The sequence below is a fragment of the Brevundimonas sp. TWP1-3 genome (assembly GCF_049896085.1).
Taxonomy (GTDB): domain Bacteria; phylum Pseudomonadota; class Alphaproteobacteria; order Caulobacterales; family Caulobacteraceae; genus Brevundimonas.
Genome location: NZ_JAFCTP010000001.1, coordinates 2,148,439 through 2,161,125, shown reverse-complemented (window position 1 = coordinate 2,161,125; position 12,687 = coordinate 2,148,439). Strand labels below are relative to the sequence as shown.

Sequence of the window (12,687 nt, the reverse complement as noted above, 5' to 3'; positions counted from 1 at the left end):
GCCATGACATTCTCGGGCATCATCGTCGCGGCCGGTTCCGGCTCGCGCGCCGGCGGCGACAAACAGTGGCGCACCCTGGGCGGCAAGCCCGTCCTGCGCTGGTCGGCCGAGGCTCTGCTAAACGCGGGCGCCGACGAACTGATCGTCGTGGTCGCCCCCGACGCCCTGGATCGCGTGGCGGACCTGCTGTCCGACCTGCCCCGCTGGCGCGCCGTCGCAGGGGGAGACGCTCGCGCCGATTCCGTCCGCGCCGGTCTGGCGGCTCTGACCTGCGCGCCAGATCAGCCGGTGTTGATCCACGACGCCGCCCGCCCCCTGCTGGACCGCGCCGTCATCGAGCGCCTGCTGTCCGCCCTCGAAACCGCCGACGGCGCCCTGCCCGTCCTGCCTGTCGCCGACAGCCTGCGCCGTGGCGAGGCCCAGGTAATGACCGACGTGGTGGAACGCGACGGCCTGTGGCGCGCCCAGACGCCCCAGGCCTTCCGCCGTCGCGTGATCGAGGCCGCCTACGCCGCCTGGACCGATGTCGCCGCCCCGGCCGACGAAGCCGTGGTCGTCCAGCGCAATGGCGGCAAAGTCGCCCTGGTCCAGGGCGATCCCCGCCTGCTGAAACTGACCTATCCCGAGGATTTCGCCATGGCCGAGGCCCTGCTGCCCCGTCAGACCCGCATCGGCTCCGGCTACGATGTCCATCGCTGGGGACCGGGCGGTTCGGTCTGGCTGTGCGGGATCGAGGTGCCTCACGATCAGACCCTGATCGGTCACTCCGACGCCGACGCCGGTCTTCACGCCCTGACCGACGCCATCCTGGGCGCCATCGCGGCGGGCGACATCGGCGATCACTTCTCGCCCACCGATCCGAAATGGAAAGGCGCCTCGTCGGATCAGTTCCTGATCCACGCCGCCGAACTGGTCGCAGAGCGTGGCGGGCGCATCGTCAACGTCGATGTCACCCTGATCTGCGAGCGCCCCAAGGTGAAGCCGCATCGCCAGGCCATGCGCGACCGCATCGCCGCCCTGCTGGACCTCCCGCTCGACGCCGTCAGCGTCAAGGCGACCACGACCGAAGGGCTTGGCTTCACCGGACGCGGCGAAGGCCTGGCCGCCCAGGCCGTGGCGACCGTCGAACTGCCAGCGCCCTAACGCGCCGCCATCTCCATCTGCCGGACCAGAGAGCCGAACAGATTGACGTAATCATCCGTCCACGGACGAACCGTTGTTGGCGACAGTTTGCGCCAGCGCCCATCCTCGCTGAAACCCTCCAGCGACGCCTGGCTCTTGCCGATCAGCAAGGCTTCGGTCGACGCCTCGGCCATGTCCCCCTGACCTGACTGCTCGATATAGACCTGATGCAGATGCGGGACCTTCAGCGCCTGCGCGGCCGCCTCGGCCGGCAGGGTGATCTCCAGGTTCCGGTTTGAAAGGTGCAGCACCATGACCCCATCCGGCGCAAGCAGTCGCAGATAGCCCTGGATCGCCTCGACCGTCAGCAGGTGCGTCGGAACGGCATCGGACGAGAAGGCGTCGATGACCAGCAGGTCGTAGGATCCCGCCGGCTCGCGATCCATCGTCAGCCGCGCATCCCCAATCACCGTCCGCACCGGCCCGTCCGCACACCCGTTGATGAAGCTGAACCATTCGGGATCGCGCGACAGCCGGTCCACCATCGGGTCGATCTCGAAGAAGGTCAGCTGGTCCTGCGCCCGCTTGTAGGCCGCCATGGCTCCCGATCCCTGGCCCACTACCCCGACCCGCGCACCGTCCAGACGCCGCGCCTGCATCTGCAGCATCGCCTGCCCCAAGGGTGTGGAGGTCGCGTAATAGAGGGTGGGCTGACACAGGTTCTGCGCCCCTTGTGCCTGCGCCCCGTGAAGGGTCGTGCCGTGCATCAGGACGTGGACCGGCCCGCCCATCAGCGGATCGTCGATCTTGGCCACCCGCATCACGCCGAAGAAGCTGCGCTCCGACAGGGCCCAGTCATAGCCGCGCGCGAGGTGGTAACCGGACCAGACGATCGAGGCCAGAACCACTGTGAACAGCACCGCCCGATCCCGCACCAGAAAGGCGAACAGGGTCGCGATGCCCAGTACGCCCTGCGCGATTCGCACCAGTTGCGCATCCGGGATCGCTACACGCACGTCGGGCGCATAGCGCACCGCCTCCATCGACAGCGGCCCCAGGAAGGCGATGACCACGCCCGCGACGCAGCAGATGATCTCCCACGGGCGGATCTCGCGCCGGCTCCAGGGCCGAAGCAGCCCCGCCGCGACCAGAACCAGCGGATACTCCCACACCATGTTGAACACGGCCGGCGCGATCAGGCCGTTGAAGACCCCGCCGACGACACCGCCCAGCGACAGCAGCAGATAGAATTCCGTCAGCCGATCCGGCGCCGGCCGCCGCGCCGCCAGCCGCTGGTGACACATCAGGGCCGTGAAGAAGAAGGCCGCGAGATTGACCGTGAAGACCAGCAGCCACTCGCCGGTTCGGAACGCGATCAAGGCCGCGCACGCGGCCCCCGCCGCGGCCTGCAGCGCCAGCCCCAGGGGCGGCGGAATGGCCGGTCGCGTCTGGAAGGCGATCACGAAGGTCAGCAGATACAGCGCTAGCGGTATGACCCAAAGGAAGGGCGCAGAGGCCACATCGGTGGTCAGATGCGCCGTGACCCCCAGCATCAGGCTGGACGGCGCGGCGGCCAGCAGAACCAGCATCCCTTTCTCGCGCCAGGCGATGGGCGGGCTGATCGTGAGCGGCGCCGGATCGGCGGTCCCGAGCTCGCGCCGCCGCCACACCTGCACCCCGAGTATCACCACCATCAGCACGAACAGGCCATAGCCGAGGCTCCAGCCGATCCGCTGGTCCGACAGACTGGCCAGCGGCTCGATCAGAACCGGATAGGCCAGGAGCGCCAGGAAACTGCCCAGGTTGGACGCGGCATAAAGCACATAGGGGTTCTTGCCGTCCGCATGGCCCGCGCGCACTCGCGCATACCAGGCCTGCAGCAAGGGCGCGGTTGCCGACAGCACCGCGAACGGCGCGCCGACCGACAGGGTCAGGGTCGCCAGCAGCCATAGCGTCGGCTGCGACGGATCGGGATCGCCCAGCAGGCCGCTGATCTGCAACGGCAGGAAAAGCGCCGCCAGGATCAACAGCCCAAGATGCACCCCCACCTGCACCCGCATCGTCGGGATGCGCTGCAACAGGTGCGCATAGGCGTAGCCCGCCAGAAGCGCGGTCTGGAAGAAGACCATCGAGGCGTTCCACACCGACGGCGATCCGCCCAGCGTCGGCAGCACCAGCTTCGTCACCATCGGCTGGACGACGAAGACCAGACAGGCCGAGGTGAAGATAGCGACGGCGAACAGGATCGGCTGGGTGCGATCCCATGTCTTGGCGGCAGGGCGCAGCGGATCGACAGCCTCGGTCATGGCTCTGGTTAGAGCGGGACTCGCAGCCTATGAAAAGGCCATGTTTGCCCAAGACATCCAGCGCAAGGCGCAACAGATCGTCGCAACCTCGACCGAAAGCGGCCTGATGCTGGCCACGGCCGAAAGCTGCACCGGAGGCCTGGTCGCGGCGGCCCTGACGGCCATTCCCGGCTCATCTTCCGCGCTGGACAGGGGTTTCGTCACCTACAGCAACGACGCCAAGATGCAGATGCTGGACGTGCCGGAGGCGACCCTGGCCGCCCACGGGGCAGTGTCCGAGGCGACCGCCCGCGCCATGGCCCTAGGCGCCGTCGCCCGGTCGCGCGCCGCCGTCTCGGTCTCGATCACCGGCGTCGCCGGTCCCGGCGGCGGGTCGAACGAGAAACCGGTCGGCCTGGTGCATTTCTCGGCCTGCGGTCCCGCCGGCCAGATCCACCGCGAGGAGCGATTCGGCGACATCGGCCGCGACGCCGTCCGCCTGGCCAGCGTCAGCATCGCTCTGGACATGCTGGCGGACCGATTGGCGTGAGCGATCCTGTAGTCGTCGACGCAAAGGGCCACCGCTGCCCCGTGCCCAGTCTCAAACTGATGAAGGCGATGAACGGCGCCCCGCCAGGATCACGGTTCGTGCTCCTGGCCACCGACCCGATGGCACGCATCGATGTGCTCTTCCTGATGTCTCAGAAAAACGGCCGGATGATCGCGGTCGAAGAAACGGACGGCCTGCTGCGCCTTACGGTCGAGACCGGCGAATGGCGCGACGCTCCGACAGATTGACCACGCTGGCCGGTTCCTGGTCGGCCACAGCCCGAGCCCTGGCCGCCAGTTCCATCTCGGTCGCGAAGGCCCCGCCGTAGAAGATGGCGTTGACGTTCCACGACAGCCAGATCAGCAGCACCACCACGGCGCCGACCGATCCATAGGTAGCCCCCAACGGCGCGATCTGCTCGACATAGATGGCGCACAGCCACGACGACACGACCGACATCAGCGTCGCCACCAGACCGCCGACGGTCGCCGGCAGCCAGGCCACAGGCGTTCGGTGGCTCATGGCGTAGCGATAGAGCAGCGTCAGCCCGATCACGAGACCGATGGCAGGCAGGAAGGCGTCCAGCGGCGCAATACCGCTGCGCATCGGCGATCCCGCCGCCGCCGACGCGTGGGCCAGGATCCGCACCGTCACGACCGCGCCGGACACCACGGTGAACAGCGCAAAGGCGAAGATGGCGACAAAGAAGGCCAGCAGGTTGAACTTGAAGAACCCATGCGGCTCGGTCTCGTCATGAATCAGGTTCAGTCCCGCCAACAAGGCCTTGAATCCCCTGTGCGCCGCATAGGCGCCGACGAACAGCGCAAAGGCGCTCTGGGCCGAGACCGTCCGTGCCGAGGCGTTGCTCAGCCGCGTGATCTCACCCTGGAAGATGTTCTGCGCGGCCTTCGGCAGCAGATCCGACAGAGCGGCCGCCTGGGCGCTGACCTCGCTGATCGACAGGCCCAATTTGTAGAAGCCGATCAGGATGGCGATGGCCGGAAACACCGCAAGCAGGGCGAAGAACGACACACCGCCCGTATAGAGCATAACGTCGCGTCCCCAGCTGCGGGCGAAGGCCCGCACGGCCAGTCCGCCCCAGAATCCGGGCGCCTTTAGGACCGATCGTGTCAGCTGTTCGCTCAAGCCGGTCCCCACAACCGTTGCAACAAGCGGCGGAACCTAGCGGATTTCGTCGGTCGCGAAAGTCTCATCCGCGTGAGGACGGACTTTCTCGTGGACGCCTTGGTTCCGCCCGCCGTGACATTGCATCCTTAACACCCTCGTCGCTATGGTCTGCGCGTCGCCGGCTGGCTATGGGCGCGGCGACTTACGGAGACGACCGGCTTGGCTTTCGACGCGCGTGTATTGATCCTGGCGGCTGACGACGGCCGGATCGGGCCGCTCGCTGCAGGGCTGGACGCACTGGGCTGGCGCACCGTCACGGCCCGCGACCTCGTCTCTGCCGAGATGACGCTTAAGGACTTTCCGCTGGAAGCCGCCGTTATCGACATCGCTGCCTTCGGCCTGGACGTGGCGACCCGCCTGCGCGCCGCCGCCGAGCCGCGCCGTCTGCCGATCATGGTCATCGGCGCCCGCCCCGATTCGATCAAGGGTGCGGACCTGACCATGTCCGCCCCGCCCCATCCGGCACAGGCCGCCCTGCGGCTGGAGCAACTAGGTCGCGCCGCCATCGCCGAGGAAGAGTTTCACCTGCGGGTGGCCACCTTTGCGAAGCAGGACATAAAGCTGGATGTCCGTTTCGATGATGATGGGCCGCTGCGGGTTCTGGCCGCAGGCGTCGCGGATCGCCGCTTCCTGGCCCTGTCCAACGCCCTGACCGCTGCGGGCGTCGAGGTCGTCGCCGCCCCCACCCCCTACACCGCCTTCGACTATCTGCACGAAAGCCCGTTCGACGCCGCCGTGCTGTGGGGCGCCGAGGATCATGCGCCGGCCCTGTCCATCGCGGCGGGCATGAAGCGCAACACCCGCCTCTATCACATCCCGCTGATGCTCTATCTGCGCGGCAAGAACGAGATCAGCCTGTCGGAACTGTTCAACCGCGGCTTCGCCGACGTCGCCTCGGCCGATACGCCGGAGGGCGAGACGGCCGAACGTATCCTGGCCCTGGCCGGCGCCCACCGCACCCACCTCGGCATCCGCAAGACTTTGGACTCTGTGCGCAGCCTGGAGCTGATGGACCCTGCGACGGGCCTCTTCACGCCCGAACTGTTCGCCAGCCATCTGGGCCGCGTCGCCGAGGCATCTCGCGCGCGCAAGCGTCCGCTGTCGGTCTGCGTGCTGCGCGTTCGCGAAACCGAATCCGTCACCTGGGCGCGTCAGGGCGGCTGGCTGGACCGCGCCATGCCCCAGATCGGGGCCATGGTCTCGCGTCTGGTCCGCGTCGAGGACACGCCTGCCCGCCTGGCCAAGGAAGTCTTCGCCCTAGCCTTGCCCGCCACCCACGCCGAGCCGGCGCGTCTGGCCGCAGAGCGGATCGCCGCCGTCATCGGCTGCACCGCATTCGACGCCGGCCCCGACCGCTCGCCCTTCGTGGCCGAGTTCGACGTCGGCGCCGCCGAGATGCAGCCGAACGAAAGTGCCGCCGCCCTTCTGGAACGCGCCTCCGCCGACCTGTTCGAAAAGACGCGCTGAGGGCTTACGCCCCCGCCACCCGCGCCAGGTCGGCGGTGATTCGCTCCGCCACCTTCAGCCGCTCCTCCGCCGTCGGCCAGTCGCCGGACACCACGATCTTCTGATCCGGCCGGATTTTCCAGAACGCCTGGTTCTTCTGGATCAGGCCCACCAGACCCATCGGGTTCGGGAAGCTGTTGTCGCGCAGTGTCAGCACCGCGCCGCGCGGCCCGATGTCGATCTTCTCGATACAGGCGCGGCGGCAGTTCGACTTGATGCCGACGATCTTCAGCAGTTGCTGCGCCTCGTCCGGCAGGGGCCCGAACCGGTCGATCAGTTCGGCGGCCAAGGCTTCGCGATCCTCGGCCTGTTCGGCGTCGGACAGGCGGCGATACAGGCTGAGACGGACGTTCAGGTCCGGGACATATTCCTCTGGAATCAGGACGGAAGCCCCGACGTTGATCGACGGCGACCAGCCGCGATGCACATTGGCTCCCTCGCCCTTCTCGCGCAGCTCGGCGACCGCGTCCTCCAGCATCTGCTGGTACAGTTCGACGCCCACCTCGCGGATATGGCCCGACTGTTCGTCGCCCAGAAGATTGCCGCCGCCGCGCTGGTCCAGGTCGTGGCTGGCCAGCTGGAAGCCGGCGCCCAGATTGTCCAGCGACTGAAGCACCTGCAACCGCCGCTCGGCCGACAGGGTCATCGGCTTGACCGCGTCCGTGGTCAAATAGGCGAAGGCACGCGCCTTGGACCGGCCGACCCGGCCCCGGATCTGATACAGCTGCGCCAGGCCGAACATGTCGGCGCGGTGCACGACCAGGGTGTTGGCGGTCGGGATGTCCAGTCCGCTTTCGACGATGGTGGTCGAGACCAGCACGTCGTACTCGCCGTCGTAGAAGGCGCTCATCACCTCCTCCAGCTGGGTCGCCGACATCTGGCCGTGACCGACCACGAACTTCACCTCGGGCACCTGCTCGCGCAGGAATTTCTCGATGGCCGGCAGGTCCTTCAGGCGCGGCGCGACATAATAGGCCTGACCCCCGCGATATTTCTCGCGCAGCAGGGCCTCGCGCACCAGCACCGGATCCCACGGCGTCACATAGGTCCGCACCGCCAGGCGATCGACCGGCGGGGTGGCGATGATCGACATCTCACGAATGCCCGACAGCGCCATCTGCAGGGTGCGCGGGATCGGCGTGGCGGTCAGGGTCAGCAGGTGGACGTCGGCGCGCAGCGACTTCAGCTTCTCCTTGTGCTTGACGCCGAAATGCTGCTCCTCGTCGACGATGACCAGGCCCAGGTCGCGGAAACCGACCTGTTCCGACAGCACCGCATGGGTGCCGACGACGATCTCGACCGAACCGTCCTTCAGCCCCGCCCGCGTCTCTGACGCCTCCTTGGCCCCCACCATCCGCGACAGTTGGCGCACCTTGACCGGCCAGCCGGCGAACCGCTCTGTGAAGGTCTTGTAGTGTTGCCGCGCCAGCAGGGTGGTCGGCGCCACGATGGCCACCTGCTGCCCCGTCATGGCCACCACGAAGGCGGCCCGCAGCGCCACCTCGGTCTTGCCGAAGCCGACGTCGCCGCAGATCAGGCGATCCATCGGCGTGCCCTTGCCCAGATCCTCCAGCACGTCGCCGATGGCGTTCAGCTGGTCGTCCGTCTCCTCGTAGGGGAAGCGGGCGCAGAACTCGGCGAACAGGCCCGGCGGCGGCACGACCGCATCGGTCTCGCGCAGCGCCCGCTTGGCGGCGAGCGCGATCAACCCCTCGGCCATGGCGCGCAGGCGCTCCTTGGCCTTGGACTTGCGCGCCTGCCAGCCGGCTCCGCCCAGCCGGTCCAGCTGCGTGCCTTCTGAATCCGACCCATAACGAGTCAGAAGATCAATGTTTTCAACAGGCAGATAGAGTTTGCTGTCACCGGCATACAACAGCTCCAGGCAGTCGTGCGGCGCCTGCTGGATCTCCAGCGTCTTCAGCCCCTCGTAACGCCCGATACCGTGGTCCAGGTGGACGACCAGATCGCCGGTCGTCAGGGCCGAAGCCTCGGCCAGGAAGTTCGACGCCCGCCGCTTCTTGCGCGGCCGCGCCAGACGGTCGCCCAGGATGTCGGTCTCGGAGATGACCGCGACCTCGTCCGTCGCAAACCCATGCTCGACAGGCAGGACGCCGCGCAGATACAGGTCTTTCGGCGCCGCTAGGACATCGGCCCAGTCGCGCACGGCGACGATATGATCCAGGCCGTGATCGGCCAGCATTGTCGCCAGACGCTCCGAAGAGCCCTCGGTCCACGAGGCGAACAGCACCCGCTTGCCGTCGGCCTTCAGCGCCGCAGCATGGGCCGCCACCGCCTCGAACAGGTTGACGCTGTCCTGCGCCCGCTCGGCCGCAAACGTCCGACCCAACCGGCCGCCCGCATCTTCTCCACCGCCGGAAAACGGCGTGAACCGTCGCACGGCGCGACCCGCCAGGGCCTGGTTCCAGTCGCCGGCGTCCAGATACAGCGATCGCGGCGGCAGCGCGCGATTGGCGGCCGCATGACCCTTGGTCTTGGCGGCTTCGGCCCGGCCCTCATAGGCGTCGGCGATCAAGTCCCACCGCTCGGCCCGCGCGCTCTCGGCCTGATTGTCCAGAAAGATCTGCGCCTGGTCGGGCAGATAGTCGAACAGCGAATCCAGCGTCTCGTAGAACAGCGGCAACCACTGCTCCATCCCCTGACGCCGCGCGCCCTCGCTGATGGTCGCATACAGCGGGTCGTCGCCGGGCGCGCCGAACAGGTTCAGATAGCCGGTGCGGAACCGCGAGATGGCCGCCGCGTCCAGCAAGGCCTCCGACACGGGCGCCAGCGACACCGCCGTCATCTGCCCCGTCGACCGCTGGGTCTCAGGGTCGAAGGTGCGGATCGATTCCAGCTCGGACCCGAACATGTCCAGCCGCACCGGCTCCTCGAAGCCCGGCGGATAGACGTCCACCACCCCGCCCCGCACGGCGAACTCGCCCCGCTCCGACACGGTGGAGGCCCGGACATAGCCATTGGCGGCGAAATACCGCTCCAGCGCCTGAATGTCGAGATCACTCCCGACCTTGGTCTCGAACCCCGCCTGGGTCGTCACCGACTTGGGCGGGGTGCGTTGCATGGCCGCCGACACCGTCGTGACCACCAGGACCGGGTTGTCGTCGGGCTTGCGCAGGGCCAGACGGGTCAGGGTCGCCATCCGCTGGGCGGCGATGCCCGCCGTGGGGCTCAGCCGGTCATAGGGCAGACAGTCCCAGGCCGGATATTCCAGGATCTCAATCTCTTGAGAAAAGAATCGGAACGCCTGAACGAAACCGCCCGACCGCTGATAGTCGCGCGCCACGAACACGCCGACGCCGCCATCCTTTGCGATCCGCTCGGCGACAAGCAAGGCGTCCAGCCCCTCCGGCGCCCCTCCCAGATCGGCGTCGGTGCGGTGCTGCACAGTGACCTGTTGATCCATCAGCCGATGCCCTTGCCGACCTCTGCGGCCACATGCTCGCGCATGAAGGCGCGAACCTTGGCCATCACGGGCGTCTCGAACTCGGGCGGGGTCGGGTCACGTTCGATGATCCAGCCGTAGAGCCACTGGTCCTCCTCGTCGATCAGCAGTTCGAGCTGATCCAGTTCGGCGTCGGTCAGGGTCGGCGCCACCTGGTCCGAAAACGGGCCCAGCACCATGTCGGCCTCGCGGAAACCGCGCCGCCAGGACCGGAACTGGATACGGCCCAGCCGCTGCTTGCGCTCCAGGGCCGTTTGGTCGCCACTGTCGTCTTGGGGGATTTCGGTCACAAGCAATCCTGGCCCGGCAAGGTTGAAGGAGGTTCAAGCCGCGATCCACCGCGTGGCGAACCTTAGCGTCCTAAAATGGAAGAAGCGCAGATAGCGCTCCTTCGCCCACTTCGCCACCCGTCATGGTCACGCTATGTTCCCGGCGATGCGTCCGCAGATTCTCTTTCCCCTGTTCGCCGAGGTCTCCAGCCTGAAGGGCGTGGGTCCCCGTGTCCTGCCCCTGGTGCAAAAGGTGGCGGGGCCGCTGGTGCGCGACCTGGCCTTCCTCAGCCCCTCCGGCGTCATCGTCCGTCGTCCGATGGAGGCGGCGACCGCCGTGGACGGCGAGGTCGGGATCTTCGAGATCGTCATCGACCGCCTGTTCGTCCCCAGCCGCCCCGGCGCCCCGCTGAAGGTGCGCGCCAGCGACCCGACCGGTTTCGTCCATCTGGTCTGGTTCGGCGGCTCGCCCCAGCATATCGACCGGTTGCTGCCGCGCGGCGAGACCCGGCTGGTCTCGGGCAAGGTCGAACGCTTCAACGGCGAGGTCCAGATCGTTCACCCGGACATCGTCACGCCCGACAAGGCCGCCGACATCCCGGCCTCCGAAGCCGTCTATCCGGCGACGCAAGGCCTGACCTCGCGCCAGTTGCGCAAACTGGTCCAGGCCGCCCTGCCCGCCGCCCCCGACCTGCCGGAATGGCAGGACCCCGCCTGGCTGAAGAAGCAGAACTGGCTGGGCTGGCGCGCCGCCCTCGACGCCCTGCACGCCCCGACGGGCGAGCTCGACCTGACGCCCGACGCCCCCGCCCGCCAGCGCCTGGCCTATGACGAATTCCTGGCCCACCAGCTGGCCCTGGCCCGACGTCGCCGCGCTCGCGAGATCAAGCCCTCGCCGGTCATCGTCCCCGGCCCCGCCTCCGACCACCTGCTCCAGGCCCTGCCCTTCACCCTGACCAACGCCCAGGCCCAGGCCGTCGCCGAAATCCGTCGCGACCTGGTTTCGGGCAAACAGATGGGCCGCCTGCTTCAGGGCGACGTGGGTTCGGGCAAGACCGCCGTCGCCGCCCTGGCCCTGGCTGACGCGGCCTCCAGCGGCTTCCAGTCCGCCCTGATGGCCCCGACTGAAATCCTGGCCCGCCAGCATTACGAAAAGCTCGGCCCCTTGCTGGAGGCGGCCGGCGTCGCCTCCGTCCTGCTCATCGGCCGCGACACCAACGGCCAGAGGCGCGAGAAACTGGCCGCCCTGGCCTCCGGTCACGCCCAGGTCGCCATCGGCACCCACGCCCTGTTCCAGGACGCCGTCCGCTTCGACCGCCTGGCCCTGGCTGTCATCGACGAACAGCACCGCTTCGGCGTCAGCGAACGCCAGCGGCTGCAAGCAAAAGGCGATCCGCGCATCGGCGCCGTCCACCTGCTGACCATGTCGGCCACCCCCATCCCCCGCACCCTGGAACTGACCCAGTACGGCGAGCTGGAAGTCAGCCGTCTGATGGAGAAACCGCCGGGCCGCACCCCCGTCACCACCGCCGTCGTTCCCCTCGCGCGGATCGGCGAGGTCGCCGCCCGGTTGAAGACGGCCCTCGACGCCGGCGCCCAGGCCTATTGGATCTGCCCCCTGGTCGCCGAATCCGAGGCCATCGACTTAGCCGCCGCCGTCGACCGCGCCGACGACCTGCGCCGCCTGCTGGGCGTCGAGGTCGGCCTGGCTCATGGCCAGATGCCGGGCGCCGAGCGTGAAGCCGTCATGGCCGACTTCGCCGACGGCCGCATTCCCCTACTGGTCGCCACCACTGTGGTCGAGGTCGGGGTGGATGTGCCCAACGCCTCCATCATGGTCATCGAACACGCGGACCGCTTCGGCCTGGCCCAGTTGCACCAGCTGCGCGGCCGCGTCGGTCGGGGCTCAAAGGCCAGTTCCTGCATCCTGCTGTACGGCGGCCAGGACGGCGCCCTCGGTGAAACCGCAAAAGAACGCCTCGAAACCCTGCGCCGCACCGAGGACGGCTTCGTCATCGCGGAAGAAGACTTCCGCCTGCGCGGCGGCGGCGACCCCCTGGGCCTGAAACAGAGCGGCTTCCCCGCCTACCGCTTCGCCGACCCGATCCGCCATCGCGCCCTGATGCTGGCCGCCGCCGACGACGCTCGCCTGATCCTGAACCGCGACCCCGACCTGGCGTCCGAGCGCGGTCAGGCGGTTCAGGTGCTGGAGGAGTTGTTCGACTGGAAAGGGCATAAGGCGGGGGCGGATTGAAGGGCGCCGCGCCCACGTCCGTCATCGTGGGCCTTGTGCCTAGGATCCAAAGA

Annotated in this window: 9 protein-coding genes; 5 read left to right on the top strand and 4 right to left on the bottom strand. The window is 68.2% G+C overall.

What is annotated here, in order from left to right; genetic code table 11:
* The first annotated feature begins 3 nt into the window (after positions 1 to 3).
* Positions 4 to 1,143, top strand: a complete 1,140-nt coding sequence (locus ACP693_RS10660; protein WP_426016970.1) for a bifunctional 2-C-methyl-D-erythritol 4-phosphate cytidylyltransferase/2-C-methyl-D-erythritol 2,4-cyclodiphosphate synthase — start codon at positions 4 to 6, stop codon at positions 1,141 to 1,143.
* On the opposite strand, the gene ACP693_RS10655 is transcribed toward ACP693_RS10660, so the two are convergent.
* The gene (locus tag ACP693_RS10655; protein WP_426016972.1) at positions 1,140 to 3,428 is read right to left on the bottom strand and encodes a spermidine synthase; all 2,289 of its coding nucleotides are present in this window, start codon (positions 3,426 to 3,428) and stop codon (positions 1,140 to 1,142) included. The genes ACP693_RS10660 and ACP693_RS10655 overlap by 4 nt on opposite strands.
* Positions 3,429 to 3,468: 40 nt before the next feature.
* Between ACP693_RS10655 and ACP693_RS10650 the strand changes: the two genes are divergently transcribed.
* Both ACP693_RS10650 and ACP693_RS10645 read left to right on the top strand, forming a co-directional pair.
* Positions 3,469 to 3,957, top strand: a complete 489-nt coding sequence (locus ACP693_RS10650) for a CinA family protein (RefSeq protein WP_426016974.1) — start codon at positions 3,469 to 3,471, stop codon at positions 3,955 to 3,957.
* Between the two features lie 59 nt (positions 3,958 to 4,016).
* Entirely contained in the window at positions 4,017 to 4,205 is a 189-nt protein-coding gene (locus ACP693_RS10645) for a sulfurtransferase TusA family protein (protein WP_426050119.1), read from the top strand.
* Here ACP693_RS10645 and ACP693_RS10640 read toward each other — a convergent pair.
* Positions 4,162 to 5,007, bottom strand: coding sequence for a YihY/virulence factor BrkB family protein (locus ACP693_RS10640; RefSeq protein WP_426019581.1), 846 nt, complete (start codon positions 5,005 to 5,007; stop codon positions 4,162 to 4,164). The genes ACP693_RS10645 and ACP693_RS10640 overlap by 44 nt on opposite strands.
* Before the next feature lie 297 nt (positions 5,008 to 5,304).
* Here ACP693_RS10640 and ACP693_RS10635 point away from each other — a divergent pair, with 297 nt between their 5' ends.
* Positions 5,305 to 6,612, top strand: a complete 1,308-nt coding sequence (locus ACP693_RS10635; RefSeq protein WP_426016975.1) for a diguanylate cyclase domain-containing protein — start codon at positions 5,305 to 5,307, stop codon at positions 6,610 to 6,612.
* Positions 6,613 to 6,616: 4 nt separating this feature from the next.
* Here ACP693_RS10635 and mfd read toward each other — a convergent pair whose 3' ends face one another.
* Together mfd and ACP693_RS10625 are read right to left on the bottom strand one after the other, a co-directional pair.
* Positions 6,617 to 10,072 (bottom strand): transcription-repair coupling factor, encoded by a 3,456-nt coding sequence (mfd, locus tag ACP693_RS10630; RefSeq protein WP_426016977.1) that lies wholly within the window; start codon positions 10,070 to 10,072, stop codon positions 6,617 to 6,619.
* The gene (locus tag ACP693_RS10625; protein ID WP_271166269.1) at positions 10,072 to 10,401 is read right to left on the bottom strand and encodes a succinate dehydrogenase assembly factor 2; all 330 of its coding nucleotides are present in this window, start codon (positions 10,399 to 10,401) and stop codon (positions 10,072 to 10,074) included. Before ACP693_RS10625 ends, mfd begins: the two co-directional genes overlap by 1 nt.
* Positions 10,402 to 10,546: 145 nt before the next feature.
* Between ACP693_RS10625 and recG the strand changes: the two genes are divergently transcribed.
* A complete protein-coding gene (recG, locus tag ACP693_RS10620) occupies positions 10,547 to 12,634 on the top strand; it encodes an ATP-dependent DNA helicase RecG (protein WP_426016978.1) in 2,088 nt (695 codons plus the stop codon).
* Positions 12,635 to 12,687 lie beyond the last annotated feature (53 nt).

What these genes read in the sequence shown, in the direction of transcription:
- ACP693_RS10660 (WP_426016970.1), top strand. Translation starts at nt 4, where the DNA reads ATGACATTCTCGGGCATCATCGTCGCGGCCGGTTCCGGCTCGCGCGCC.
- ACP693_RS10645 (WP_426050119.1), top strand. Translation starts at nt 4,017, where the DNA reads ATGAAGGCGATGAACGGCGCCCCGCCAGGATCACGGTTCGTGCTCCTG.
- ACP693_RS10655 (WP_426016972.1), bottom strand. Translation starts at nt 3,428, where the DNA reads ATGACCGAGGCTGTCGATCCGCTGCGCCCTGCCGCCAAGACATGGGAT.
- recG (WP_426016978.1), top strand. Translation starts at nt 10,547, where the DNA reads ATGCGTCCGCAGATTCTCTTTCCCCTGTTCGCCGAGGTCTCCAGCCTG.
- ACP693_RS10640 (WP_426019581.1), bottom strand. Translation starts at nt 5,007, where the DNA reads ATGCTCTATACGGGCGGTGTGTCGTTCTTCGCCCTGCTTGCGGTGTTT.
- mfd (WP_426016977.1), bottom strand. Translation starts at nt 10,072, where the DNA reads ATGGATCAACAGGTCACTGTGCAGCACCGCACCGACGCCGATCTGGGA.
- ACP693_RS10650 (WP_426016974.1), top strand. Translation starts at nt 3,469, where the DNA reads ATGTTTGCCCAAGACATCCAGCGCAAGGCGCAACAGATCGTCGCAACC.